At 65.8% G+C, this 25,135-nt stretch carries 26 protein-coding genes and 1 pseudogene; 19 read left to right on the top strand and 8 right to left on the bottom strand.

The window, feature by feature from the left end:
* Nucleotides 1–23: 23 nt before the first annotated feature.
* On the top strand, nt 24–2,381 hold the full coding sequence (clpA, locus tag C7I55_RS01105) for an ATP-dependent Clp protease ATP-binding subunit ClpA (protein ID WP_106511051.1): 2,358 nt from the start codon (nt 24–26) through the stop codon (nt 2,379–2,381).
* A 164-nt stretch (nt 2,382–2,545) separates the two neighbouring features.
* Here the strand turns inward: clpA and C7I55_RS01100 are convergent, their stop codons facing one another.
* The 3 genes from C7I55_RS01100 to C7I55_RS01090 form a co-directional block, all read right to left on the bottom strand.
* Nucleotides 2,546–2,785, bottom strand: a complete 240-nt coding sequence (locus C7I55_RS01100) for a hypothetical protein (protein WP_199192675.1) — start codon at nt 2,783–2,785, stop codon at nt 2,546–2,548.
* 188 nt (nt 2,786–2,973) lie between these two features.
* Nucleotides 2,974–3,522, bottom strand: a complete 549-nt coding sequence (locus C7I55_RS01095; RefSeq protein WP_106511050.1) for a fasciclin domain-containing protein — start codon at nt 3,520–3,522, stop codon at nt 2,974–2,976.
* 81 nt (nt 3,523–3,603) lie between these two features.
* Nucleotides 3,604–4,215 (bottom strand): PAS domain-containing protein, encoded by a 612-nt coding sequence (locus C7I55_RS01090; protein ID WP_233221973.1) that lies wholly within the window; start codon nt 4,213–4,215, stop codon nt 3,604–3,606.
* A gap of 283 nt (nt 4,216–4,498) precedes the next feature.
* Here C7I55_RS01090 and C7I55_RS01085 point away from each other — a divergent pair, with 283 nt between their 5' ends.
* On the top strand, nt 4,499–6,313 hold the full coding sequence (locus tag C7I55_RS01085) for a DUF885 domain-containing protein (RefSeq protein WP_106511049.1): 1,815 nt from the start codon (nt 4,499–4,501) through the stop codon (nt 6,311–6,313).
* Nucleotides 6,314–6,401: 88 nt separating this feature from the next.
* Here C7I55_RS01085 and C7I55_RS01080 read toward each other — a convergent pair whose 3' ends face one another.
* On the bottom strand, nt 6,402–7,703 hold the full coding sequence (locus tag C7I55_RS01080) for a M15 family metallopeptidase domain-containing protein (protein WP_106511048.1): 1,302 nt from the start codon (nt 7,701–7,703) through the stop codon (nt 6,402–6,404).
* Nucleotides 7,704–7,715: 12 nt separating this feature from the next.
* On the bottom strand, nt 7,716–8,207 hold the full coding sequence (locus C7I55_RS01075) for a hypothetical protein (protein ID WP_106511047.1): 492 nt from the start codon (nt 8,205–8,207) through the stop codon (nt 7,716–7,718).
* Nucleotides 8,208–8,704: 497 nt separating this feature from the next.
* Here C7I55_RS01075 and C7I55_RS28645 point away from each other — a divergent pair.
* From C7I55_RS28645 to C7I55_RS01010, 14 genes and pseudogenes are all read left to right on the top strand, one after another.
* Nucleotides 8,705–9,142, top strand: a pseudogene (locus C7I55_RS28645) (DUF885 family protein); the annotation flags it as partial.
* A 37-nt stretch (nt 9,143–9,179) separates the two neighbouring features.
* Nucleotides 9,180–9,335 carry a hypothetical protein gene (locus tag C7I55_RS27950; RefSeq protein ID WP_158266226.1) on the top strand — a complete coding sequence of 52 codons (156 nt, stop codon included), beginning with the start codon at nt 9,180–9,182 and terminating at the stop codon, nt 9,333–9,335.
* Nucleotides 9,336–9,444: 109 nt separating this feature from the next.
* Nucleotides 9,445–9,804 (top strand): DUF3060 domain-containing protein, encoded by a 360-nt coding sequence (locus tag C7I55_RS01065; protein ID WP_106511046.1) that lies wholly within the window; start codon nt 9,445–9,447, stop codon nt 9,802–9,804.
* A 103-nt stretch (nt 9,805–9,907) separates the two neighbouring features.
* Nucleotides 9,908–10,297 (top strand): DUF2809 domain-containing protein, encoded by a 390-nt coding sequence (locus C7I55_RS01060; protein ID WP_106511611.1) that lies wholly within the window; start codon nt 9,908–9,910, stop codon nt 10,295–10,297.
* 66 nt (nt 10,298–10,363) lie between these two features.
* Nucleotides 10,364–11,653: a serine hydrolase domain-containing protein gene (locus tag C7I55_RS01055; RefSeq protein ID WP_199192674.1), complete on the top strand. Its 1,290-nt coding sequence runs from the start codon at nt 10,364–10,366 to the stop codon at nt 11,651–11,653.
* 87 nt (nt 11,654–11,740) lie between these two features.
* A complete protein-coding gene (locus C7I55_RS01050; RefSeq protein ID WP_106511044.1) occupies nt 11,741–12,010 on the top strand; it encodes a hypothetical protein in 270 nt (89 codons plus the stop codon).
* Between the two features lie 173 nt (nt 12,011–12,183).
* On the top strand, nt 12,184–12,537 hold the full coding sequence (locus tag C7I55_RS01045) for a hypothetical protein (RefSeq protein ID WP_106511043.1): 354 nt from the start codon (nt 12,184–12,186) through the stop codon (nt 12,535–12,537).
* Nucleotides 12,538–12,705: 168 nt separating this feature from the next.
* Complete coding sequence (locus C7I55_RS01040; protein WP_106511042.1) at nt 12,706–13,935, top strand: DUF1624 domain-containing protein; 1,230 nt, start codon at nt 12,706–12,708, stop codon at nt 13,933–13,935.
* A gap of 49 nt (nt 13,936–13,984) precedes the next feature.
* Entirely contained in the window at nt 13,985–16,060 is a 2,076-nt protein-coding gene (locus C7I55_RS01035; RefSeq protein WP_233221970.1) for a TonB-dependent siderophore receptor, read from the top strand.
* Nucleotides 16,061–16,243: 183 nt separating this feature from the next.
* Complete coding sequence (locus tag C7I55_RS01030) at nt 16,244–16,549, top strand: autorepressor SdpR family transcription factor (protein WP_106511041.1); 306 nt, start codon at nt 16,244–16,246, stop codon at nt 16,547–16,549.
* Nucleotides 16,546–16,944, top strand: a complete 399-nt coding sequence (locus C7I55_RS01025) for an ammonium transporter (RefSeq protein ID WP_233221968.1) — start codon at nt 16,546–16,548, stop codon at nt 16,942–16,944. Before C7I55_RS01030 ends, C7I55_RS01025 begins: the two co-directional genes overlap by 4 nt.
* 276 nt (nt 16,945–17,220) lie before the next feature.
* Nucleotides 17,221–17,520, top strand: a complete 300-nt coding sequence (locus tag C7I55_RS01020; RefSeq protein ID WP_106511040.1) for a hypothetical protein — start codon at nt 17,221–17,223, stop codon at nt 17,518–17,520.
* 281 nt (nt 17,521–17,801) lie between these two features.
* Nucleotides 17,802–18,449: a glutathione S-transferase family protein gene (locus C7I55_RS01015; protein WP_106511039.1), complete on the top strand. Its 648-nt coding sequence runs from the start codon at nt 17,802–17,804 to the stop codon at nt 18,447–18,449.
* 1 nt (nt 18,450) lies between these two features.
* The gene (locus tag C7I55_RS01010) at nt 18,451–19,326 is read left to right on the top strand and encodes a dienelactone hydrolase family protein (protein ID WP_106511038.1); all 876 of its coding nucleotides are present in this window, start codon (nt 18,451–18,453) and stop codon (nt 19,324–19,326) included.
* Nucleotides 19,327–19,417: 91 nt separating this feature from the next.
* Here the strand turns inward: C7I55_RS01010 and C7I55_RS01005 are convergent, their stop codons facing one another.
* Nucleotides 19,418–20,155, bottom strand: a complete 738-nt coding sequence (locus C7I55_RS01005) for a Bax inhibitor-1/YccA family protein (RefSeq protein ID WP_106511037.1) — start codon at nt 20,153–20,155, stop codon at nt 19,418–19,420.
* Between the two features lie 35 nt (nt 20,156–20,190).
* Between C7I55_RS01005 and thpR the strand changes: the two genes are divergently transcribed.
* Nucleotides 20,191–20,808 carry an RNA 2',3'-cyclic phosphodiesterase gene (thpR, locus tag C7I55_RS01000; RefSeq protein WP_332888395.1) on the top strand — a complete coding sequence of 206 codons (618 nt, stop codon included), beginning with the start codon at nt 20,191–20,193 and terminating at the stop codon, nt 20,806–20,808.
* Between the two features lie 10 nt (nt 20,809–20,818).
* On the opposite strand, the gene C7I55_RS00995 is transcribed toward thpR, so the two are convergent.
* Nucleotides 20,819–21,628: a fructosamine kinase family protein gene (locus C7I55_RS00995; protein ID WP_199192673.1), complete on the bottom strand. Its 810-nt coding sequence runs from the start codon at nt 21,626–21,628 to the stop codon at nt 20,819–20,821.
* A complete protein-coding gene (locus C7I55_RS00990) occupies nt 21,625–22,098 on the bottom strand; it encodes a low molecular weight protein-tyrosine-phosphatase (protein ID WP_106511036.1) in 474 nt (157 codons plus the stop codon). The genes C7I55_RS00995 and C7I55_RS00990 overlap by 4 nt, the downstream gene beginning before the upstream one ends.
* Nucleotides 22,099–22,172: 74 nt before the next feature.
* Here C7I55_RS00990 and C7I55_RS00985 point away from each other — a divergent pair, with 74 nt between their 5' ends.
* Together C7I55_RS00985 and C7I55_RS00980 are read left to right on the top strand one after the other, a co-directional pair.
* Nucleotides 22,173–23,798, top strand: coding sequence for a spinster family MFS transporter (locus C7I55_RS00985; RefSeq protein WP_106511035.1), 1,626 nt, complete (start codon nt 22,173–22,175; stop codon nt 23,796–23,798).
* Between the two features lie 171 nt (nt 23,799–23,969).
* Entirely contained in the window at nt 23,970–25,085 is a 1,116-nt protein-coding gene (locus C7I55_RS00980; RefSeq protein ID WP_158266225.1) for a DUF1176 domain-containing protein, read from the top strand.
* Nucleotides 25,086–25,135 lie beyond the last annotated feature (50 nt).

The raw sequence follows: 25,135 nt of genomic DNA, 5'->3' as shown, positions 1-25,135 counted from the left end.
GGGCCGGCCCCCAGGAGTAGCTAATGCCGTCATTTGCCCGCGAACTCGAGCAAACCCTGCACACGGCGCTCGCCGAAGCGAGCGGCCGCAAGCATGAATATGCGACGCTCGAGCATCTTCTTCTCGCCCTCATCGAGGACACCCATGCAAGCCGGGTCATGAAGGCCTGCGGGGTCGACTTGAACGAGCTTCGCGAAGCCGTCCGCATGTATCTCGACAACGAGCTCGAAGCGTTGAAGGTCGAAGGCGACACCGATCCTTCGCCGACCAGCGGCTTCCAGCGAGTCGTCCAGCGCGCCATTCTCCACGTCCAGTCTTCGGGCCGGGACGAGGTGACCGGCGCCAACGTGCTGGTCGCGCTCTTCTCCGAGCGCGAATCCTACGCCGTTTATTTCCTGCAGCAGCAGGACATGAGCCGCCTCGATGCCGTCAGCTATATCAGCCACGGCGTCGGCAAGGGCGACACCCCGGCCGAGCCGGCCGAGGTCAAGGGCGCCGAGGAAACCAAGCAGGAGGACGGCAAGAAGAAGTCGGAATCCGCGCTCAAGCAGTTCACCGTCAACCTCAATGAAAAGGCCCAGAACGGCCGCGTCGATCCGCTGATCGGCCGCGGGCCGGAGGTCGACCGTACCGTGCAGATCCTCTGCCGCCGGTCGAAGAACAACCCGCTTTATGTCGGCGATCCCGGCGTCGGCAAGACCGCGATTGCGGAAGGCCTGGCGCGCAAGATCGTCGAGGGCGAAGTGCCCGACGTTCTGAAGGAAGCGGTGATCTACTCGCTCGACATGGGGGCGCTGCTCGCCGGCACCCGCTATCGCGGCGATTTCGAGGAACGGCTGAAGGCGGTCGTTACCGAGCTCGAAAAGATGCCCCATGCGGTGCTCTTCATCGACGAGATCCACACGGTAATCGGCGCAGGCGCGACCTCCGGCGGTGCGATGGACGCGTCCAACCTCTTGAAGCCGGCTCTGTCGGGCGGGACGATCCGCTGCATCGGATCGACCACCTACAAGGAGTTCCGCAACCATTTCGAGAAGGACCGCGCCCTTCTCCGCCGGTTCCAGAAGATCGACGTCAACGAGCCGACGATCGAGGATACGGTGAAGATTCTGGCCGGCCTGCGGACTGCGTTCGAGGAACATCACAACGTCAAATACACGCCGGACGCGATCAAGGCGGCGGTGGAGCTGTCGGCGCGCTACATTAACGACCGCAAGCTGCCGGACAAGGCGATCGATGTGATCGACGAAGTCGGCGCGATGCAGATGCTGGTGCCGCCGTCCAAGCGCAAGAAGACGATCACCACCAAGGAGATCGAGAGCGTCATCTCGACCATGGCCCGCATTCCGGCGAAGAGCGTGTCGTCGGACGACAAGAAGACGCTCGAGCATCTCGAGCGCGATCTGAAGCGGGTGGTGTTCGGCCAGGACGATGCGATCAAGGTGCTCTCGTCGGCGATCAAGCTCAGCCGCGCCGGCCTTCGCGATCCGGACAAGCCGATCGGCAATTACCTTTTCTCCGGCCCAACCGGCGTCGGCAAGACCGAGGTTGCCCGTCAGCTCGCGACGATCATGGGCATTCCGCTGCAGCGGTTCGACATGTCCGAATATATGGAGCGGCACTCGGTCAGTCGGCTGATCGGCGCACCTCCGGGCTATGTCGGCTATGATCAGGGCGGCCTCTTGACCGACGCGGTCGATCAGCATCCGCACAGCGTGCTGCTGCTCGACGAAATCGAAAAGGCGCATCCGGATCTGTTCAACATCCTGCTGCAGGTGATGGACAACGGCAAGCTCACCGATCACCACGGCAAGACGGTCGATTTCCGCAACGTAATCCTGATCATGACCACCAATGCGGGCGCCAGCGACATGGCGCGCGAGGGTGTCGGCTTCGGCAACCAGACCCGCGAGGGCGAGGACGAGGAAGCGATCAAGCGGATGTTCACGCCGGAATTCCGCAATCGCCTCGATGCGATCGTGCCGTTCGGCTATCTTCCGCCGGAAGTGGTCGCAAGGGTCGTGGACAAGTTCATCCTCCAGCTCGAGCTGCAGCTGGCGGACCGCAACGTCCACATCGATCTCGACGAGGAAGCCAGGAAGTGGCTCACCGCCCGCGGTTACGACAAGCTCTACGGCGCGCGTCCGATGGGCCGCCTCGTCCAGGAGAAGATCAAGCAGCCGCTCGCCGAGGAATTGCTGTTCGGCAAGCTCGTCCATGGCGGCGAGGTCAAGGTGACGATCAAGGACAACGCCCCGTCGTTCGAGATCATCCCCGCCCCGCCCAAGCCCTCCAAGCGCAAGGGCAAGAAGGTCGAAGGCGAGCAGGACCAGCCGGCCGAGGAAGGCAGCGCCGAAGAAGGCAAGGCCGAACAGGCCTGACACCTGGCCTGACACTCGTTCGCATGAGGAAGCCTCTCCCGCGCCCGCGGGGGAGGCTTTTCTCTAGGTTAGAGCGATTTCCAGTCGGACGAAACCGTCCGACGACTCGAAAATCGCGGGACTGCAGGGATCTGGAGCAGGCGTTCCGCCGCTCTGGAGGTCATTCACAAACCTAGGCGGACCGCGCTCCACTCCTCCCAGGCGCATGCAGGATCGATATCCTGATAGCCGCGCGATTCGACGATCTTGGCGGCGACGTCGCTGGGAACCATCGTGCATTGAGCGGTGTCGCGGATAGCAAGTACTTCGGCTTCGGTCAGCGGAGAGCCTTTCTCTTGTTCCCGGTTGAGCAATACCGCCACCAGCGCAGGTATCGGCATGATGACCAAGCCGCCTTCGCTCATACCAGCTTCTCCCTCGGCTCTCGCTTCGCGGGCTTCCGCAGCTCTTCCGTTAGACGCCCGGGGCGGCGGCGACCATGGTTTCCGACACGAGAGGAAGAATGGTGGGAATGCGCCGGTTTCCTACCCGGGGTGCAGTCGGGGGTGCTGGCCGCCGCCAGGGGGGGAACGGCGGCCAGCGACCGCGCGGCTCAGCCTGGCAGCGAGACCGCATCCGTAACGTGGATGATCCCGTTCGACTGCATGAGATCCGCGGTCGTGACGGTCGAGGAACCGCCCGATGCGTCTCGAAGGACGACCTTGCCATTGGACAAGGTCGCGGTGAGCGATCCGCCCTGGACAGTGGTCAGAACGGCCTGACCCCCGCCTGCCGAGATCTTCTCGATCAGGGACGCCGCATCGACCTTTCCGGCGACGACATGATAGGTGAGGATCGACGTCAACTGGCCCTTGTTCTCGGGCTTCAGCAGCGTGTCGAGCGTGCCCGCCGGAAGTTTGGCGAAGGCGGCGTCGGTCGGCGCGAAGACCGTGAACGGTCCGCCGGAGGCAAGCGTATCGGCCAGCCCCGCCGCCTTGACGGCGGTAACCAGCGTCTTGTGCTGCGGAGAGGCGGCGGCTGCTGCGACGATCGTGCCGCCGGACTTGGCGGCGTGCTTGTGATTGTCGGCCAGAGCAGGTGTCGCGACGGCCGAGACGGTGGCTGCCAGAAGAGCGATGGAGGCGATGCGAGAAAATGTCATGAAGCGGTTCCTTTTTCAGCCCCCGCCGAAACAGAAATTAGGCCGCGTCAGCCTGGCTATCCATACGGACTTAAAACGGTATCAAAGCCCCGCTTCGACGGCGATCCGGATGGCATCGGCCGTGGTCGTTGCACCCAGGCGCTGCAGCAGCAATTCCCTGTGCATCTTCACCGTTTTCTCGCTGATCGAGAGCGCGTGGGCGATCTGCTTGTTGCGATAGCCTTTTCCCATCTGCTCGAGCACCTGGCGCTGGCGCGGCGGCAGATCCTGTACCAGCGCCACGGCTCTCCTCTGCCGGCTGATCGAGAGGCTTGGTCCCTCTTCGCCCAGATCCACCTGCGAGCCGAGAAAGTGAAGCAGCTCGCCTTCGGAGTCGAACAGCGGCGTCACCAGCACCGCGTTGCGAAACGGCGACCCGTCCTTGCGATAGTTCAGGATGTCGACCAGCACCGGCCGCCGGCTGGCAATCCCCTGGCGGATACGCTCGGTCAGCCAGGGCTCGGTGGCCGCGCCCGCCAGGAACCGGCAATTGCGGCCGACCACGTCGGCCTCCGCATAGCCGGTCAGCGCGCAAAAGGCCGGATTGGCCACTTCGATCGGATTGTCGGGTCGGCGCGGATTGCTGATGACGCTCGCAATCGGACTGTAGCCGATGGTCGCCAGAAAAGCTTCGTCGTCGCCGGATTGCTGCACGCCCGCAGCCTAGCATCGCGCTTCGATCAACAGAAGGGTCGGCGGTTCATGTCGAGCTTCGGCTCAGAGCCTCGGACGAGAACCGTGCAGGAGAGCCCAGGCACTTGAGCCCCCGATGTTGGGGCCGTCGAGTCCCAAAGCCCACGCAGACACTGATAAGGCTCCCGCTGCGGTCCGGTGCTGGCGGCACTCCCCCGGATCCCCCAGCAACAGCTTGACCGGGCTGGATTGAAAAGGTCGTTCAAAGGGTTAGAACACGGTCGAACGCCCCCGGAGAACGAACATGCACCGCCGTCAGTTTCTGTCCTCCGCAGCAATGACGGCGGTCGTCGCGTCCCTGCCTGCAGCCGCCCGCGCGCAAGCCGCCAAGCCCAGCACCGCAGACGCGAAGCTGCGCGCCATGCTCGACGGCTTTTTCTATGCAAGGCTCGAAGACTCGCCGGAGGACGCGACCTCGCTAGGGCTCGACACCGGCACCCGCAGCCACTTGCGGGGCAAGCTCTCCGATCTCTCCCAAGCCGGTGCCGCCCGCCAGCGCGCCCGCGCCAGGGCCGATCTCGCCCAATTGCGGACGATCGACCGCAAGGCGCTGAACGACGCATCGAAGCTCGACGTCGAGATCGTCGAATACAGCCTGGAGCGGGCCATCGGCGGCGCCCGGTTCGGCTATGGCGAGACGATGGGCCGCTTCGCACCCTACATCCTCTCGCAGCTTTCCGGCGCCTATCGCGACGTCCCCGATTTCCTTGCCAACACGCACGAGGTTCGCAACGCCGCGGATGCTGACGCTTATGTCTCCCGCGTCGAGGCCTTTGCGGCCGCGATCGACCAGGAAACCGAGCGCCAGCGTGCCGATGCCGCGAAGGGCGTGTTCGCGCCCGATTACATCCTCGACACCACGTTGAAGCAACTGGGGCAGGCGCGCGACGTCGCCCCGGCGGAGACCCGTCCGGTCACCGACCTCGCCGCCAAGCTCAAGGCGGCCGGGCTGCCGCCTGCTCGCACCGCCGCCGTCGAGAAACTGATGGCCGAACGCGTCTTCCCGGCGTTGGATCGCCAGCGCGCGCTCGTCACGGAGCTGCGGAGCAAGGCCGTGCACGACGCCGGCGTGTGGCGGCTCCCTGATGGTGAGGCCTTCTACGCCGCCGCCGCAAGTGCCGCGACCACGACCGAGCTCACCGGGGACGAGATCCACCGTCTCGGGCTCGAACAGGTTGCCGAAATCCAGGCGCGGATCGATGGGATCCTCAAGGCGCAGGGTATGAGCCAGGGGAGTGTCGGCGAGCGGCTGGTCGCATTGAACCAGCGGCCCGACCAGCTCTTTGCCAACACCGATCCCGGCCGCGAGGCCTTGCTCGAGGCGTTGCGCGGGCAGATCAAGTCGATGGAGAAACGGCTTCCCGAGCAGTTCGCCGTTCTCCCCAAGGCGACCGTCGAGGTGCGCCGCGTGCCGGAGGCGATCCAGGCGGGAGCACCGGGCGGCTATTACGAAGCCGCCTCGCTCGACGGATCGCGTCCGGCCATCTATTTCATCAACCTGCGCGACACGTTCGACCGGCCGAAATTTGGCCTTGCGACCCTGAGCTACCACGAAGGCGTGCCCGGCCATCACCTTCAGGTGATGTCCGCGCTGGAGAGCGACGACATCCCGCTGATCCGCCGCCGCGGCGGCTATTCGGGCTACACCGAAGGGTGGGCGCTCTATTCGGAGCAGCTCGCCGACGAGATGGGGATGTACGAAGACGATCCCTTGGGACAGGTCGGCTATCTTCAGTCTTTGCTGTTCCGCGCCACCCGGCTGGTGGTCGACAGCGGCATGCACGCCAAGCGGTGGAGCCGCGAGAAAGCGACCGACTATTTCCTCGCCACCACCGGCATCGCCCGCGGCCGCGGCCAGGGCGAGATCGACCGCTACACCGTCTGGCCGGGACAGGCGTGCAGCTACAAGATCGGCCACACCGTCTGGGCGCGGCTGCGCGACGAGGCGCGTGCCAAGGCGGGCGCGAACTGGGATCCGAAGCAATTCCACCGCGTGCTGACTTTGGGCGCAATGCCGCTGACCGTGCTGGAGCGGATCGCAAGGGCGAGGATGGCGTAGGGTTCTCGGCACTGGCGATGCCGGTGTGAACGCCGACGCGAGCGCGTTCGGGCGGCTGACGGGCATGGGGCGCCACGGCGGCGCCTTCTTAGCGCGGGGTCCAAGCCTGCCAATTGGCGTCGGCAAGCTCAAACTGCCGCCGCAATTCCTGCTGCATCGCCGTCACGTCGGCGGCGGTCGCGCGCGGCCGTGCCGGTGCACCGCCAGGGCGTTGCGCCATCCCTGGATCGGCGCCGGGTCGCTGCGCCGCAGCTGCCGGGGTGCCGGGCCGCTGCCCCGCGCCGGGCCGCTGCCCCGGACGCCCCTGTGCCTGCGCTTCACCATGGTCCTGTGCCTGACCAGGACCTCGACCCTGGCCTTGTCCGGGCCGCGCCGGGGCGGCCGCGCGCAACTGATCGATCTGCGCCGCTGTGATCGTTGCGCTGCGGTTCCAGATCCGTACTGCGGAGCCGACCGGGATCAGCGCACCGCCAAAGCCGAGATCGCAGCTGTAGCTGCCGCGGGCGCCGCTCCACCGCATCGTGCCCGATCGGGTAAGCAGATCGGCCAGCCGCGCCGCCATCACCACTCCGGCATCGTTCCAGTTCTGCAGATGCGGACGGTCGCCGACCGGACCTCGGAACGCACCCGAGGCAATGCCGGCGGCGCGCAGCGCATCCCAGAAGGGCGTCGTTTCTGCAGCGCCGAGAGCGTCCATCTGCCGCAGCCAGGGATTTTCGTTCTCCACGACCGCGCCGTTGGCGCGCAGCCAGCGCAAACCTTCGAAGCCGAGATCGACCGCCCCGCCGAAATTGTGATTGCTTTCTCCGGGACCGGCATTGGTCACGCCGCGCCCGCTCGTTCGCAGATCATATTGTTGCTGGAAGGTGCGCCGGTCGCCCTGCGGATCCACTCCGATCGCGATGCGGTGATCGGTGAACATGCGGTTGATCGTGGCATTCACTTTGGCGCGAAACACGGCAGTGAAGGTGTTGGTCGCGGCCGCATTCAATTTGGCCTGCAGCTGCTCCTGCGTCGCCTCGATCCAGATCGTCCGATGTCCGGGCATGATGCGCAGATTGGCGAAACCTGCCGGCATCGCCGCGACCAGGGCGGCCCAGGTGGTATCGTTCGGAGCCACGGTTCCGGCCGTGGCGCGTCCGCCGGCTGCGGTGATACCATGATCGTTCTGAAAGGCGGTGATCGCCGCCGCAGTCGACGCCGCGAACGTGCCGGAATAGGCCGGCAGATAGGGGCCTGCGGCGCGTGCCGGGGTCGCCGGCCGGCCACCGGCCGCCGGCCGGGCCGGCGCTGCGGGGCGCGTGATCTTCACCAGCATGGCCTGCACCAGGGCGACGTCGCTGACGGCATTCGCCGCTCCCGTCCCGACCGGACCCGCGATCAACTGCATGTCCCTCGTCTCCTATTCGTAGCAGGTAAACGGCAGCTCCGCTTGTCCCCTCGCCGCCGCGTTGGACGCCTTGGTCGTCCCCGACGCCAAGCGGGCGCGCAGCGTAATCGTGGCGCATCCGATATCGTCGAGCCAGAAGCCGACATGGGTCGTACCGTCCTGCGCCACCGGTCCAAGCCGCGCGCTGCGATCGAGCAGGACCCGCGCAGCGCGGCCGCGGACGGACGCCTCCGTTGCGACCAGATGCACCCGCGCGCCTTCCGGCACCGCGGCCTCCGCTCCGAAGGCAATGCGCACGACGACGAGGGCGGAGACGGCGGAGAGTGGTCCGGCCGGCACGTTGCCGAGCTGATCGGCATTGGCCATCACGTCGGCGGAGAGCTGGCCGGTGCGGCTGTTGAGCAGGAACGCGGAAAAGCCGGCCACGCGCGGCGGTTCCGGCGCGGCTGCCGCGACCAGTCCGGCCAACAGCATCGGGACCGCGAGCAGACGGTGAACAAGCATGGACGCGCGACTCCGTGACTCGCGACAGATCAGATCAGGGCCGCGGGCAGGTGTCAACGACGGAACCAAGACATTGTCCGCGTGCTCGCATCTTGGTGGGCAGGAAAGTTGCGCCTTGTTGTTGGCGTTCCAAGACTCCGCAAATCGCCCGGTGCTCGACTTCGACGAATTTTGCCTCGCGATCACCGGTCTTGGGGCGGCACTCCAATGAGGTCGTTACGACATCGAAGACGGAGCACGCGCGGCCGCGAGATACGATCTTCAGCGGCCACGAAACCCCTGCGCGCAAGGAAGAACCAGGCGCTCCTATGTCACTGCCACGGCCGCGCTTCCGACGCTTCACGGGTCGAGTTCAGAGCAGGTTACGCAACATTGGCGCCCGCTTTCTCCCGGCTCGAACTGGTCGTTGCCATCGCCTCCTACGTGCTCATTCGCCCCCGCACGGAGACAAGGCATTCGAACCCTCTGACCGCCGTAGCGGCTAATCGGCCTATACCGACGGATGGGCGCTCTATTCGGAACAGCTCGCCGACGCGATGGGGACGCGCGAAGGCGATCCGCTCGGCCAGGTCGGCTACCCCCAGTCGCTGCTGTTCCGCGCGACCCGGCTGCTGGTCGACAGCGACATGCACGCAAGGCGCTGGCGCCGAGAGAAAGCGATCGACGATTTCCTCACCACCACCCACATCGCCCAAGTCCGCGGCCAGGGCGAGATCGACCGCCACATCATCTGGGTCCAACTGCGCGACGAGACTCGTCCCAAGGTCGTAGCAAACTGGGATCCGAAAGAATTTCACCGCGTGCCGACGCTTGGCGCGATGTCGCTGACCGTGCTCGAGCGGATCGCGCGGGCTCGGTGGGCGTCAGGAGCAGCTTCTTCGGCGCTTTGCGCACTCGGGTGGCCTGCGCGTTCCGGCGCAATGCCCGGCTCCTAGGGCGAGCTTGTGCGTTGCACCCGCAAAGGAGAAGCCAATGACGATCGATCCCAAGCCAGGCAACGAACCTGATTCGAAGGACATGTCGGGCGCCCTCGACGGTGACGGCGAGGCGCAACATCATTCGACCACCCTCCCGCACCTGTCCGAGGAAGCGGAGGAGGAGGCCGCAAGGCTCGGCGATTTCGCCTAGGTCCGTGGTCGCCCCCGGTCGAGCACTTCAACGCCGCAACGCTCGACGGACGCTGCGCGCCGTGCCAGATTGACGCTGGACGGCCACGCTGCGGATCGAAGGAGACCTCATGCCGATTGCGTCTTTGCTGCTTTTGCTCGCGTCGGCCCAGAGCGCTGGCGTCGGGCCGATCGAGGTGACCCCGACGACGATCGACATCGCCGGGGCCGATCACAAGATGACCTTGCCGTGCAAGGGTCGGGCAGTGATCATCGCGGGGAGCGGCCACGTGATCCGGCTCACCGGAACCTGCGCCAGCCTCGATGTCTCGGGTGCGGACAACAAGGTGACGGCGAACCTCGCTCCTGGCGGGTTGCTCACCGTGGCAGGGTCCGATCACGAGGTCCGATATTTCTCGTCGGGCGAGGTCAGGCGCGATCTTACGGGAGCCGGCAACAGGGTGGAACCCGCGGGCAAGGCGCTCGACTGACCCGTCGAATTCGCTTGCACTGCTCTTACGGTCTGAGTCGATCACGACGAGCTTGCGGGCCAACACCTGACACACAGCCCATCCTTCGGATTTGCATTTCAACATGCTCGGCCTGAGAGCAGGATACGCAGCGGCGGCGGTTGCCGTTTTCGGCCTGGAGCTGTTCATCGCCCTCACCGTCGAGGACCGCATCATACGCCCGTTCGGCGGCGACAGTCTTGCCGTGGTGCTCGTCTATCTGGTTCTCAGGGCCGCGTCGCGCATTGAGGTCCTTGCCGCGACGGCTCTTGCCTTCGCGATCGCCTGCGCAGTCGAAATCGCCCAGTGGCTCGACCTGCTCGACACGATCGGCCTGCGCGGCAACCCGATCGCGCGCGTGGTGCTCGGCGCCAGCTTCGATCCGATGGACCTCGCTGCTTACGCATTGGGTGCCGTTCTCATTCTGGTGGGTGAGAGCCTGAGAAGGGCGATCCGGCGCCGAGCGCCCGGCTGACGTCTTTCCAGCCGAACCCTGCCCCGCTAAGCCTCTGCCAGGACAATCCGGAGGGTGGACGGCATGATGTCGAAATGGTTGGCCGCAGCTGCGGCGATTGCGCTGCTCGGTGCCCAGACGGCGCCCGCCTTTGCCGCCCCCAAGAGCGCGTCCGCATCGGCGACCGTGCGCATCGACAAGCAGCGGATCGATCGCGCGCTCGCCGAGATGGTCTCGAGCGGCCGGGCGATAGGCGTCTCCGCTCTGGTGTTCGAGAATGGCCGGGAAGTCTATTTCGGCACTTCGGGCTTCGCTGACAGCGAGGCCAAGCGGCCGATGGCCCGAGACACGCTCGCGCAGATCTTTTCTATGACCAAGCCAGTGACCGGCGTGGCGCTGATGCAGCTCTGGGAGCAGGGCAAGTTCGGGCTGGACGATCCGCTCGCCCGCTATCTTCCGGAATTCGGCGTCACCAAGGTGTTCGCCGGCACCGACGCCGCCGGAAAGCCGATCCTCAAGGCGCCCGACCGGCCGATTCTGATCCGCGACATCCTTCGCCACACCGCCGGCTTCGGCTACGGCCCCGGCGAGAGTTTCCCAGAGCAGGAATTCGGACGGCTGGATCCGATACCGCTGAAGCTCGACATCGATCTCGCCGAGTTCGGGCGGCGGCTGGCGCAGGTGCCGTTGCTGTTCGAACCGGGCACACGCTGGCATTACAGCGCTGCCGTGGACGTTCAGGCCCTGCTGGTCGAGAAACTCTCCGGCCAACGGTTCGAGGATTACGTCCGGGACCATGTCCTGCAACCACTCGGCATGCGCGAGACCGGCTGGACCCAGCCCGAAGGACGGTTCGGGCGGCTCGCCGCCGTCTACGCGAAAAAGCCGGGCGGAACGCTCGATCGGGTTCCCGATGCGGATAATCGCCGGCTGAACTTCGCGCCCAAGACGCTCACCATGGGCGGCGCCGGCCTCGCCTCGACTGTGGACGATTACATGCGCTTCGCCACGATGCTGCTGAACGGCGGCAACCTCGACGGCGTCCGCATCCTCAAGCCGTCGACGGTGAAGCTGATGGCGACCGACCAGCTCGATCCGCGCGTCACCGAGCGTCTGTGGCTGCCGGGCAAGGGCAATGGTGGCTTCGGCATAGATTTCTTCGTCCGAACCGGCCAGCCCAAGGATGCTCAGGAAAACCGGGGCACCCTCGGAGAGTTCTTCTGGGACGGCATGGCCTCCACCCTGTTCTGGGTCGATCCCGCCAACAAGCTCACCGCCGTGTTCTTCGTTCAGACGGTGCCGTTCGACGGCAGTCTCCACCGCGACTTCCGCAAGGCGGTCTATGGTCCCGATTATCTCGGGCCCAAGGGCGATTGAGCCGACTTCGAGCTAACCCGTGCGATCGTGAGAGAGCCCGATGGCCAGCCGAAGCAAACATTGGTGAGGGACGCTGGTAATCCAGCAATGGTGGACATCCACCTCGGTGACGAGTGGGACGAGGACCTGATCGCGGCCATCGATGCCGTTCTGCAAGGCATCGGCGCAGAACGAATTTCCAAGCACGGCAGCATCGCCGGCAGCCAGGAATGGTCGTCGTCCGAGTGGCGGCTCGGTGAACAGGTCATCACCGTGGAGCGCGAGACCTATATGGGCGTGTCCCTCGTTGGTCCGCCGGCCTTGACGAACGCCGTCGCCGCGGCGGCTCTGGCGAGATGCGGTCGAGCGCCGCTTTGATCCACTGACCGGGTCGTCCTCATCTTCGCCACATCCGACCAGAGGGTCGAACGCACACATCGCTCCTGCCCTGATCGATGCGGAGCGAAGCCGCGCCCTTTTCTCCAACCGGCGCTGAGGGTTGCGTGATCAAAGCTTGCCTTCCCCTGTCTAGGGACGTTATCACATATCAAATGGCCCGATTGCTTCCTCTCCTGCTTCTGCTGGTGTTCGTCGCCGGCAACGGTCTGGCGGCGCCCTTTGCACTATGCCGGCACGCGGATGTGACCGCGCACGCCGCTGCGCGGACAAGCGAGCAACTCATCATCTCTCTTGCGGCGCATGGCGAAGAGGCAGCGGAATCGGCCGGGGAAAAGCAGGGAACTCTGGCGGATGCTGCTGCGAGCGCCCTTGCCGGCGCCCTGCTCCCCGACGAGCCTGCACTCTCCGGCATTTCGGCACGGGGCGCGATGCGCATCCGCATGATCGCGGCGGAGGCGCTCTTCAGCCGAGTCATCGGCCCCTTGCTGGAGCCGCCGCTCGGCTGAGTGCGCATCGGAATGCGCCGCGATCAGCGTTCGCTCGTGTCGCGGCACATGCCCCCTGAAGCCGATCATCGAGCATCAACAGCCGGGCGACATTCTCTTGCCCGAGGCTGGCGCCGGTGAAGCGCCACACGGCCGTCAGTGCACGGCCGCATCGGACGGAATTCTTCCATGCCACGCGTGCCACGTCTCGCGCCCGCCGCCGCAGCTCACGCTGCTCCGGATGCGGGCCAGTCCCGTAGTCAATCGCCCGCGATTTCGTCTGGCACCCCCAGCCGCCATGTCCCCATCGACGCTCTTCGCGGCGTGGTCATGCTCGCCATGCTCGTCGACCATGTTCGGGAATTCTTTTATCTGCACGCGCAGGTCGCGGATCCGATGGATCTCGGCACTACGCCCCCGAGCCTCTTCGCAAGCCGCCTCCTCGCCCACCTCTGCGCACCGATCTTCGTCGCACTGACCGGCTTGTCGGCCTGGCTGTACGGCCAGCACCGAGGCGGCAAGCCAGCCGCGGCGGCGTTCCTGTTCAAACGAGGCCTCTTCCTGATCGTCCTCGAACTGACGGTGATCAATTTCGCGTGGACCTTCTCCCTGCCGCCGCAGACCATCTTCCTCCAGGTGATCTGGGTCATCGGCCTGTCGATGATCGCGCTCTCCGGCCTGCTCTGGCTGCCGCGTCCAGCCCTGCTCGCCATCGGGCTGTCGATCGTCTTCGGGCACAATCTTCTCGATCCCATTGCCTTTGCACCGGGAGAATATGGGCACGCTCTTTGGGCGCTTCTCCACGACAGGGGCTACATCGCGCTCAGCGACAGCGTCCGCGCGCGTAGCTCCTATCCGCTGCTCCCCTGGATTGGCGTCGTCGCACTGGGCTGGAGCGCGGGGACATGGTTCGGAAGCGATATTTCCGCCCCGACGCGGAGAAGAAGGCTGCTCACCGTCGGCGTCGGCGCTTTGGTACTTTTCCTCTCGATGCGCGCCGTGAACGTCTACGGCGATCCTCATCCCTGGGAACTCGGATCGTCACCGGTCGAGACGGCAATGAGCTTCGTCAATCTGACGAAATACCCGCCGTCGGCCGTATTCATCCTGCTCACCATCGGCACCGGTGCCCTGTTGCTGGTGCTGCTCGAGCAAGCGCCTGGCCGTGCACTCGGGTGGATCGCGGTGTTCGGGGCGGTCCCGCTCTTCTTCTATATTGCGCATCTTTATCTGCTGCACCTCCTCAACCTGCTCGCTCTGAGCAGCCTCGGTCCCAATCATGGGCGCTTGTTCAGCCTGCCCAGCGTCGCGGCCCTGTGGCTCCTGGCCGGGGCAGTCGCGGCCCCACTCTGGTTCCTGTGCCGCTGGTTCGCGGGCGTCAAGCGCCGCAGCAATTACGCCCTGCTCAGCTACCTCTGATGCGGATGCGCATCCGCATACACTCACCTGCAATTCTCGGAGTATCCTCGTGTTCGATCCGTTCATGTCCGCGCTCGCCTTTATCTCTGCAGCCGACGGAGAGTCGGCGCCCGTCGCGAGCGATCCCGTCCTTGCGGCTCGACCTGTCGAGACCGACGCCCAGGAAATCGTCGTGCTGGGCACTCGCACCGTACCGGCCGATCGCACCTTGTCCTCGGACATGGTCACCGAACGGATGTCCCCCTCGAGCCGTTCGCTGGAGCGAGACTTGTTGACTGCGGCCAGCGCCTATCGTCTTTCGGATGCGCTGGAGCTGATCAGCGGCGTCAGCAACCAGAACAATCGCGGCGGCTTCCTGGACAATTTCGCGATCCGTGGCTTTCTCGGCACGCCCGATGGCGGCGCCGAATATTATGTCGACGGATTTCTCGCCAACCGCGGCATGGGCCCGCCGCGCGATCCCGCCACCGCAGAGCGGATCGAGATGCTGAAAGGCCCCGCCGGCGCCTTGTTCGGCGACATCGATCCGGGAGGGCGGGTCAACATCGTCTCCAAGACTCCGCGCTTCGATCCGTCGGCTCACTTGGTCCTCACCTACGGCGCGTTCGACACCAGGCGGGCCGAACTGGACGCGACCGGCCCAATTACGGGGACACTTGCCGCACGGATCGTCGTGGCGGCCGAGGATAGCGATGGCTGGCGCGACTTCGTGCCCCTCAAGCGGCGGGTCCTCGCGCCTTCTCTCACCTGGATGCCGCTTCCAAAGGTGCGATTCACCTATGTGGGTGAGTTCACCGAGTTCGATGCCCCGTTCGACCGCGGGATCCCCGCGGTGAACGGCGATGCGAATGCCCTGCCGCGCGACAATTTCTATGGGGAGCCGGCGGACGGCGTCACCCGCTTTCGCAATCAGCGCCACCAGCTCACGACTCTCGCGAACATCGGCGATCGCCTGATCCTGAACGGAGGCATCGCTTACCGAACGGGCTCGCTCAAGGGCTTCTCGTCGGACCAGTCGAGGCTGGTCGGTCGCGCGCTCTGGCGCCAGCGCCGCCAACGCGATTTCGAGGTGGAGGACCTCTCGGCACGGCTTGAGCTCACCGGCGCGCTCGGAGAACACCGTGCGAGCATCGGCGTCAAGGCTTACACCCTCGACTATCAGGAACGCTGGATGCGCCGCAACCCGACCGCAGCAAATCCTTACCCGATCGACATCTACGATCCCGTTTATGGCGGCTCTCCGCCCGCCTTGCTCCCGTTCATCAACAATCACGAAACGCGCCAAGTCGCGACATTCTACGTGCAGGACATGTGGTCCATGAACGATCGCCTCACCGTTTCGGCCGGGGTCCGCATCGATGCCTACCGGCAGAAGATTCGCAATCTGCTGACGAACCGTACGGCAACGATCACTGACGAACCGGTCAATTTTCGCGTCGGCGTCCGTTACGAACTCAGCCGGATCTTCGCGATTCAGGCGAACTGGGGCGAAAGCTATCTGCTCAATTCCGGTACCGGGCGGCTCGGCGACGGCTTCTCACCCGAGCAGGGGCACGGCTACGAACTCGGGCTCACCGCAGCCTGGCCGGGGATCGATCTGGCGCTCACCTGGTTCGACATCGCGAAGCAGAACATCCTCACCACCGATCCGGTCGACGCCAGCTATCTGGCGCCGGTCGGCAAGCTGACCAGCCGAGGCATCGAGTTCGATGCTTCGGTCAAGCTGGCGCAGCGATGGCAAGTCGTCGCGAATTACGCCTGGACTCCGGCGCGGGCCGACGACGCCGCCTTCGCGACCGACGCCGTCCTCAACGTTCCGGATCATTCCGCGACACTGTTCGCAATCGCCCGCTTCCTCGATGCGCAGAAGCGGGGCGTCTCCGTAAGCTTCGGGGCAAGCTACGTCGGAGATCGCGCGGGCGGGCTCGACGCCAACGCTCCGAGGCTTCCGGCCTACGTCAAAGCCAAGGCTGCGGCCGAGTACGCCTTCTCCCCTCAGTTCAGCGTGAGACTGGAAGCCGACAATCTTTTCGACAAGCGTTATGCCCAGAGTTCCTACAGCCCGGTCTGGATCTATCCCGGGGCTCCGCGCACCGTTCGCGCCTCGGCACGTCTCTCCTTCTAGCCGGAGCTCCGCTTCGCGCCGGATAGTCTTGATGTAGCGGGAGCGGTGGAGGCGTTCGGATCCCGGCGCCGCCTGACTCAAAGCATGCCGTGCGCAGCCTCTCGCTCCCACTGAAAGCCCGACCTACCGCCTTTGTTAACGACAAAGTTGATGTTCATTCGATAATTAGCTAATCATCTAACCATGAGTCGCGTGTTCAGGGCCCTTTCGGATCCAACCCGCCGACGCGTGCTGCAATTGCTGCGCGCGGGGCCGATGAGCGCGGGCGACCTGTGCCTGCACTTCGACGTGTCGAAGCCGACCATGTCGGCGCACTTCTCAGTGCTGAGGGAGGCCGACCTCGTCCATGCGGAGAAAGTCGGCAAGTCCATCCTCTACCATCTGAAGCTGTCCGTGCTCGAGGAGGCGCTGCTCGGCTTCGCTCAATCGTTCGGCCTCGGCGTGGAGCCGCCGGCGGTCGCATCGGACATAGTGGAGACCCAGCGATGAACACTGTGCGCACCGAACTGTTCGTTGGCCTCGCCTGGGCCGGCGGTCTGATCCTGCTGGCACTCGCCGCCAGCCTCGCCCACCGGCAGGACATCATCAGCCACGATACGACCCTTCGGCTGGTCATCGGCGCCAACGGACTGATGATCGCCTTTTACGGCAATCGCGCCCCCAAGGCGTTGGCGCCTACCGCCTGCGCCAGGCAGCTGGCACGCTTCGCAGGCTGGTCGATGGTTCTGAGCGGCCTCTTCTACGCCGGGCTGTGGGCCTTCGCCCCCATTCCGACGGCGGTGACACTGGGCACCATCGCCGTCGCGGCCGGTGCCCTCGCCACGCTGAGCTATGGATTGGGGCTGCGGGCGCGCGGACATGCGGAGAATTCCGGCGCTCGTTGATGCGCCCACTATCGGGGCGGCGCAGACACGTCGGACGAGATGCACGTGCCGCCACCGGTAACGACGGCCGTTATCGAAGCGGCACGTGCTCGCCTCCGATCCACACCCCGGTCTGTGGGCTGCGTTGCTGTGCGTCGGCTGTCGACCAGGCCCCTGTGCCGATGCCGGGGAGCGCGCCGGGATCAGGCGACCTGCTGGTCAAGGAAGGGTTCACAGCGCATCGTTACACCGTCAAATGACCGGGGCTGTGCCAGTCCGCCCCTCAAGGGAGAGCGAATGAGGTTTGTGCTTGCCGCTGCGTCCGCATCTGTCCTGGCGGCCATCGCTCCCGCCGAGGCTGGACCGCGCGGTCGCGAGCAGGACGTGCTTCGCGAGGAGGTCGAACGAGGGCATATTCTTCCCCTTTCCGAGATCCGGCAGCGCGTCGATTCGCAGATGCGCGGCGCCGATTATCTCGGTGCCGAATATTTCGGGGAGGAACGCATCTATCGGCTGAAATATCTGAAAGCCGGGCACGTCCTGTGGATCGATGTCGATGCCAGGACCGGGCGCATCCTCGGCCGCGCCCGCCCCTGATCCGATCGAGTCCCGCCCACCTTTGCCGCACCCACGGGAGCGCCCTTCACGTGCTGCGGGTAGCCGCTGCGCGCACCAGCCATCTGCTCGGATCGGCCGACTCGCTCGACGCCGCCAAGCACAAGATTACGGCTTCTGTTCTCGTCATGTTCACGGTATCGTGATAGGCGCTCGCACCCCCTGCCGGGATCGGCCCGCTGCGGACCGACAGCGCAGGACGGGCGCTTTGCAGACAGTCCGGCCGGGCGCTACGATCCGCCGGCGCAAGAAGGGGAGCAACGATGACCGAGTCTCTTACGCTCTACACGAACCCGATGTCGCGCGGCCGCATTGCCCGCTGGATGCTGGAGGAGGTCGGCTGCAGCTACGACACCGTCTTGCTCGATTACGGCACGACGATGAAGGGCGCGGACTATCTCGCGATCAATCCGATGGGCAAGGTGCCGGCGATCAAACATGGCGACACGGTGGTGACCGAAGCCGCCGCGATCTGCGCCTATCTCGCCGATGCCTTTCCCGATGCCGGCCTGGCGCCGCCGCCGGGCAATGCCAAGCGCGGCCCCTATTATCGCTGGCTGTTCTTCGGTGCGGGCCCGGTCGAGGCCGCCGCCACCGCCAAGTCCCTCGGGTTGCTTGCACCGGCCGAGCGCGCGGCCAATGCAGGATATGGCACGTTCGACGATGTTCTGAAGACGCTCGAAACGGCTGCGAGCAGCGCCAGCCCCTATTTGTGCGGCGAACAATTCACCGCTGCCGACGTCTATCTCGGCGCCCAGATCGGCTGGGGCATGATGTTCGGCACGATCGAGAAGAGGCCCGCCTTCGAGGATTATTATGCCCGCATCGCCGAGCGCCCTGCCGCCAAGCGCGCCGCCGACCTGGATGACGCGCTGATGGCGCAGGTCCAGCCGCAGCCGCAGGCGTCCTGAAATGGACGATCCCCTGCGCAGCGCCGCGATCGCGCTCTACGACCGCTACACCCATGAGACGCTCGATCGTCGAGCCTTCATGAACGAACTCACACGCCTCGCCGGCGGCACGGCCGCAGCGTCGGCGCTGCTTGCCGGGATCGCCGCCGATCCGGCCGCCGCAGCGCTCGTTCCGCCCGACGATCGCCGGATCGAGGCGGCAGAGACATCCTGGCCCACCGCCGCCGGGCGCACGATGAAGGGCTATCTGGCTCTTCCCAAGGACAAAGCGAAACACCAGCCGATCGTCGTCATCCACGAAAATCGCGGCCTCACCGATCATATCCGCGACGTTGCCCGGCGACTCGCCGTCGCCGGCTTCACGACGCTCGCGCCCGATTTCCTGTCGCCCGCGGGCGGGACGCCGGCGGACCAGGACAAGGCGCGCGAGATGATCGGCGCGCTCGACATGCCGGCCGCGGTCGCGGACGGCGTCGCCACTCTCGCTTTCCTGCAACGGCACAAGCGGTCGGCGGGTCGGGTCGGCGTCACCGGTTTCTGCTGGGGCGGCGCGATGGTCGATCGGCTGTCCGTCGCCGCGGGCAAGAGCCTAGGCTCCGCCGTATCCTTCTACGGGCCTGCGCCCGATCCGGCGGAAGCGTCCAAGGTTCAGGCGGCCGTCATGCTGCACCTTGCGGGCCTCGATCAGCGGGTGAATGCCACCGCCCTGCCCTGGGCCGAAGCGCTGAAGGCGGCAGGGAAGACCGTCGAACTGCATGTCTACGAGGGCGTCAACCACGCCTTCCACAACGACACCTCCGCCGAGCGCTACGACTCGGCGGCGGCGAAGCTGGCATGGGACCGCACCCTCGCCTTCTTCCGCGCGCACCGGGGCTGAGTTCAGGCTCCAACCGGTGCTTCCGCAAGCATATGAAAAGGGCCCGGCGTTGCCGCCGGGCCCTTTCTCGTCTTCAATTCTCTTCTTTTGCTTAGTCGCGATTGCCGAGAAAGCTGAGCAGGAACTGGAACATGTTGATGAAGTCGAGATACAGGTTGAGCGCGCCGAGGATGGCGGTCTTGCCGAGCATGTCGCTGCCCTCCACCTGGAAATAGATGCTCTTGATCTTCTGCGTGTCGTAGGCGGTGAGGCCCGCGAACAGCAGCACGCCGACCGCGCTGATCACCAGGCTCATAGTATCCGAGCGCAGGAAGATGTTCACCACCGACGCGACGATCAGACCGACGAGGCCCATGATCAGGAAGGTGCCGAAGCCGGACAGATCCTTCTTGGTCGTATAGCCCCACAGGCTCAGCGAAACGAACGCGGCCGACGTGGCGAAAAACGTCGCGGCGATCGAGCTGCCGCTGTAGAGCAGCGGGATGATCGACATCGACAAGCCCATTACGGTCGCGAACGACCAGTAGAAGGCTTGCAGCCCACCCAGCGACATGCGGCTAACGCGTGCCGCGAGGAAGAAAACCATGATCAGCGGCGCAAACAAGACCACATATCTGAGGATGCCGCCTCCGTAGAAAATCTGCTGGGCAATGCCGGTCATCGCAGCGGCGTAAGCGACGATGCCGGTGAGCAGAACGCCTGAGGCCATGTAATTGTAGACGGACAGCATGTAGGACCGCAGGCCCGCGTCGACACTGACGCTGTCGCGTCCGGCCGTCGCTGCCCCGAAAGGCGCTGCGGTTCCGCGCGGGTCAAATCCGTTAGCCATTTGGAACTCTCTCCTTTGACGGCAACCAGTCACCGTTGGGCACCAATATCGTGTGCTTTGCGCTGCGATTCAAGGAAAACTGGTTTCACGCCGGTCCGATCCCGCGCTATCGCCGACCGATGATCCGCTTGTTCGTCGCGATCCGGCCGCCGGCGCCGATCCGCAGCCAGTTGCTCGATCTGATGGGCGGTGTCCGCGGCGCCCGCTGGCAGTCGGACGATCAGCTCCACCTCACTCTGCGCTTCATCGGCGAAGTCGATCGCCACACGGCCGAAGATGTCCACGCCGCACTGGAGTCGGTTCGGCATCCGCGTTTCGCCCTGTCGTTGAGCGGTGTCGGCGCCTTCGATCGGCGCGGTCAGCCGACCGCCCTGTGGGCCGGGGTCTCGCCCCACGATCCGCTGAAGGCGCTCCACAAGAAGGTCGATCAGGCGATCGCGCGCGCCGGGCTGGAGCCGGAGCGCCGCGCCTATAGCCCGCACATCACCCTGGCCCGGATGAGTCGCGGCGGCGGCCCGGTGCAACCGCTGATCGAAAGCGCCGGCAACCTGTCGAGCCCGCCTTTCGAGGTCGGGGACTTCCGGCTCTACGAGAGCAGCCTCGGTCCGGAAGGCGCAGTCTACAACGTGGTCGCCCGTTACCCGCTCGGTTAAGCGAACGAGTTCAGGCTCCTAGACGGGCAAACAGCCGTTCCACCATGTTGCCGTAGCTTCCACCGAACAAGCGCAGATGCACCAGCGCCGGGAACAATTGATAGGCCGCCTGTCGCTCCGGCCAGCCGGGAGCAGGCGCGCCATAAGCCTGCCAGAAAGCTTCGTCGGGCGTGTCGAAAAGGGTCAGCATGGCAAGATCGACCTCGGCATCGCCATGGTAGCAGGCCGGGTCGATCAACGCCGCCAGCCTGCCCTCACGCACGAGGATGTTCCCGGTCCAGAGGTCGCCGTGAAGGAGCGCCGGCGGCGGCGCAGCGGGCAGGATCGCTCGCAAGTGCGGGCCGAGCGCCGCCATGCGGTCGCGCCACGGGCGGTCAAGCACTGCGGCGGTTGCCTTCAGCCTCTGCTCCAGCCAGAAAGCGGGCCAGTCACTCCCCTGACGATTGTCGAGCGCCACCGTGCCGAGCGCGTAGTCGACCGGCCAGCCGTAGAGATCGCTGGAATGGCCGTGAAGGAGCCGCAAGGCCGCGCCGATCGAACGCCAGGCCGAAGGACTGAACACGCGGTCGTTGGCGACATGCTCGATCATCAGCACGCCGCCCAGTTCGCCTTCGACATGCGGCGCCGGGACGCCGGCCCCGGCGATTGCCCGCAGCATGGTCGCTTCGGTGCCGACGGCGGAGCTTCCCTTGGCGACGCTAATCCGCCCGTCGGGGCGCCGCACCAGCAACACCTCCGACAGATCGCCTCCGGCGAGATGCTCGAAGCGATCCTCCGCCATGCCGGTGACCGCTGCGACCCGGCGGGCGAAGAAGCTCATGCTTGCTCCGCGTCGATGATCGTGCGCGCGAGCCCTCGAGCGCCGGCCAGCGCATCGGCCCAGGCGATATCGAAATGCTCCTCTTCGCCATGATAGGGATCGGCCACCGCATCGCCTTCGCGGCCGGGAACATGATCGAGCAGCAGCGAAAGGCGTGCTTTCGCGCCGCCCGGCTGCATCCGCCGCAAATCGGCGAGGTTTTCGCGATCGAGCGCGACGATATGGTCGAACCGGTGGAAATCGGCCGGTGACACCTGGCGGGCGCGCAGATCGCCGATGTCCACGCCGTTGCGCGCCGCGACTGCGATCGACCGCCGATCGGGCGGCCTGCCGACATGCCAGTCGCCGGTGCCGGCCGAATCCACCTGGACGTCGAAACCGAGCCGCTCCGCCTCCGCGCGGAACGCCGCTTCGGCAAGCGGCGAGCGGCAGATGTTGCCGAGACAGACGAAGAGAACCGAAACCGCCATCCGGCCGAGCCTTGTTGCCAATCCGCGGCGCTGTGCTAGCCATATGATCAGACAATAACAACGAGGGCGAGGATATGGCGTCGGAAGCAGCCGAGACCCCTGAGATGTCCGGGCGAGCGGGCCGGCCGGGAGTCGGCGCCTATGCCTGGTACGCCCTGTTCGTGCTCGTGCTCGTCTACATCATCAACTTCATCGACCGGCAGATCCTCTCGATCCTGGTCGGCGACATCAAGCGCGATCTCGGAGTTTCGGATGCGCAGATCGGTTTCCTCTACGGCACCGCCTTCGCAGTCTTCTACGCCCTGTTCGGGATACCGCTCGGCCGCCTTGCCGACAGCTGGTATCGCGGCCGGCTGATGGCCATCGGCCTCGCGCTCTGGTCGTCGATGACTGCGTTTTCCGGCTTCGCCTCGACCTTCGGGATGCTCGCGACCGCGCGGATCGGAGTCGGAATCGGCGAGGCGAGCGCCTCCCCTGCCGCTTACTCGATGATCTCCGACAGCTTTCCCAAGGAGCGCCGCGCCACCGCCCTGTCGATCTATTCGAGCGGCCTTTATATCGGCGGCGCGCTCAGCCTGCCGATCGGTGGCCTGATCGTCAGCCGCTGGACGCACGCTTATCCGGATCCCGCAACGGCGCCGCTCGGTCTGGCCGGCTGGCAGGCCGCCTTCCTTGCCGTCGGCTTGCCCGGGCTGCTGCTGGCCCTGTGGGTGCTGAGCCTCCGTGAGCCGCTCCGCGGCGCGTCCGACGGCATGCCGCAGGCTGTGGTTCGCCCCAATGCCTGGGCCGATTTCGGGCGTGAACTGGCCGCCATCCTGCCGCCGCTCACCTTGATCAGCGTGTCGAGGATCCCTGGCGCGCTCAAGATCAACCTGCTCGTTCTTGCGGCAGTCGTCGCCGTTGCATTCGGGCTTATCCGACTCACCGGCGATTGGCCGCAGTGGAGCGCCTACGGGCTTGGCGTCTATTCGGTGTTCTCCTGGATACAGTCGTTGAAGGCGCGCGACAGGCCGGTCCACCGCTTGATCTGGGGAACGCCGATGGTGGTGGTGTTGACCTTTGCCTTCGGAAGCATTTCGTTCGTCACCTACGCGACGTCGTTCTGGCTGCCGCCTTATGTCGAGGCGACCTTCTATTCCGGGCCGCTCGCCCGTGCGCATTTCATCGGCGGCATGACAGCAAAGGAAGAAGTCGGCTTCATCATCGGCTGGTCCGCTGCCTTCGCCGCCGCCGCCGGCGTCATCCTCGGAGGCTATCTCTCGGACGTGTGGCGGCAACGCGATCCCCGTGGACGCCTCTACGTCAACATGCTGAGCGTGGTCGTGCCGATCCCCTTCGTCGCGTTCATGCTGAATACCGACAGCGTGGGTGCGCTCTACGTCGTCAATCCGATCGCCCACATGTTCGCCTCGGCGTGGGTGGGGGCGGCGGTGGCGACCTTGCAGGATCTCGTGCTGCCGCGGATGCGCGCGACCGCGGGCGCGACCTACATCCTCGGAACGACGATGGTCGGCCTCGCACTTGGACCCTATTTCGCGGGCAAGATGTCGATGCTGACCGGCGGCCTCGGCACCGGCATCGCCTGTCTGTTCGTGATGCCGCCCCTGACCCTGCTTGGTTTGTGGCTCGCCTCCCGCCGCATCGCCGATCTCGAGGCGACCAAGATCGAGCGCGCCCGCGCTGCCGGGGAGCCGATCTGACGCGAGGCGGTGAGTTCTGAAGGATGGATCCTGGGTCGGCCCCGAAGGGGCTCGGAGTTTTCGGGCGCAATCCCCGCGGGGGATCCTCCTGACTCCGCTCGGGCACGCTTCAAGCCAAATCGACCGAGGCGTGCTTGCGCTCGGACGTCCACCCGCACAAGGATGTGCCCGATGTTCAGACCCGCCCTCATCCTCCCCCTCCTGATCGCCGCCTGTTCGGGTGGTGACGAGGAGACTGCAAACGCAAGTGCTGCGGCGAGCCCCGCGCCCCCCCAGGCGAACCCAGTCCAGGCGCAGACGTCCCCGCCCGCCGCAATCGCGGACAGCCACACCCCCGCCAAGCCGAGCGAGTTGCGCACGTTCGGCGACTGGGCGGTCGGCTGCGACAATGGCTTGTCGTGCACGATGGCCTCGCTCGCCCCCGAGGACCCAGGCTTCGCGGACATGACGGTGACGATTGCCCGCGCACCGGGAGCCGATGGAGCCATCGCGATCGACGTCAGCGTGCAGGACCGCGATGACGCAGACCTTGAACTCGCCGTTGATGACGGCAAGGCCGTCAAGGCGGCGAAGGGAAGTGTCGGGGGCGCCGATGCGCGGCGGCTCGCCGTGGAGATGGTGGACGGCACCAGCCTCACCGCCCGCGATGCGAGCGGGAAGGCCATTGCTTCGATCGCGTTGAAGGGGGCCGCGGCGGCATTCCGCTATGTCGACGACAAGCAGGGTCGGGCGGGCGGCACCACCGCGATCGCAGCGCGCGGCTCGGCACCAGCTGGATCGGTCCCGTCGGCGCCTGCCTTGCCCGTCATCGTCTCGCCCAAGCCCGGCGGCACGCCCGTCACTCTGTCGAAGACGGAGCTCGCCGCCTTGCGCAAGCGCGCCGAGTGCGACCTCGAGGGTATGGGCCTCGTGCAGGATCCGGAGATTTCCGCACTCGGCGGCGGGAAATCGCTGATCGTCCTGCCCTGCTCTTCGGGTGCCTACAATTTGATCGCCGCCTTGTTCGTCAGCGACGGCAAGACGATCGAGCCGGCGCGAATGGACACCGACTCCGGGATGGGGCCGGTGGACGAGCAGGGCGGCATTCCCGATGTGGTCAATGGCGGCTTCGAGGACGGTATCCTCTCCAGTTATGCCAAAGGCCGCGGCATCGGTGACTGCGGGATCACCCAGAGCTTCGTCTGGGACGGCAGCCGCTTCCGGTTGATCGAGCAGGCCGAAATGGGGGAATGCCGCGGCAATCCCGAATTCATCACCACCTGGCGTGCCCGGGTCGTGCGCCGCTGAGCGTCGATGTCAGCAGCGCGCTTGGGCTCGCCATTGCCCCGCCGCTTCTG

It is taken from the genome of Allosphingosinicella deserti (assembly GCF_003012735.1).
Classification (GTDB): Bacteria; Pseudomonadota; Alphaproteobacteria; order Sphingomonadales; family Sphingomonadaceae; genus Allosphingosinicella; species Allosphingosinicella deserti.
The sequence above is the reverse complement of the archived record's forward strand: the minus strand, read 5'-3'. Positions and strand labels throughout refer to the sequence as shown.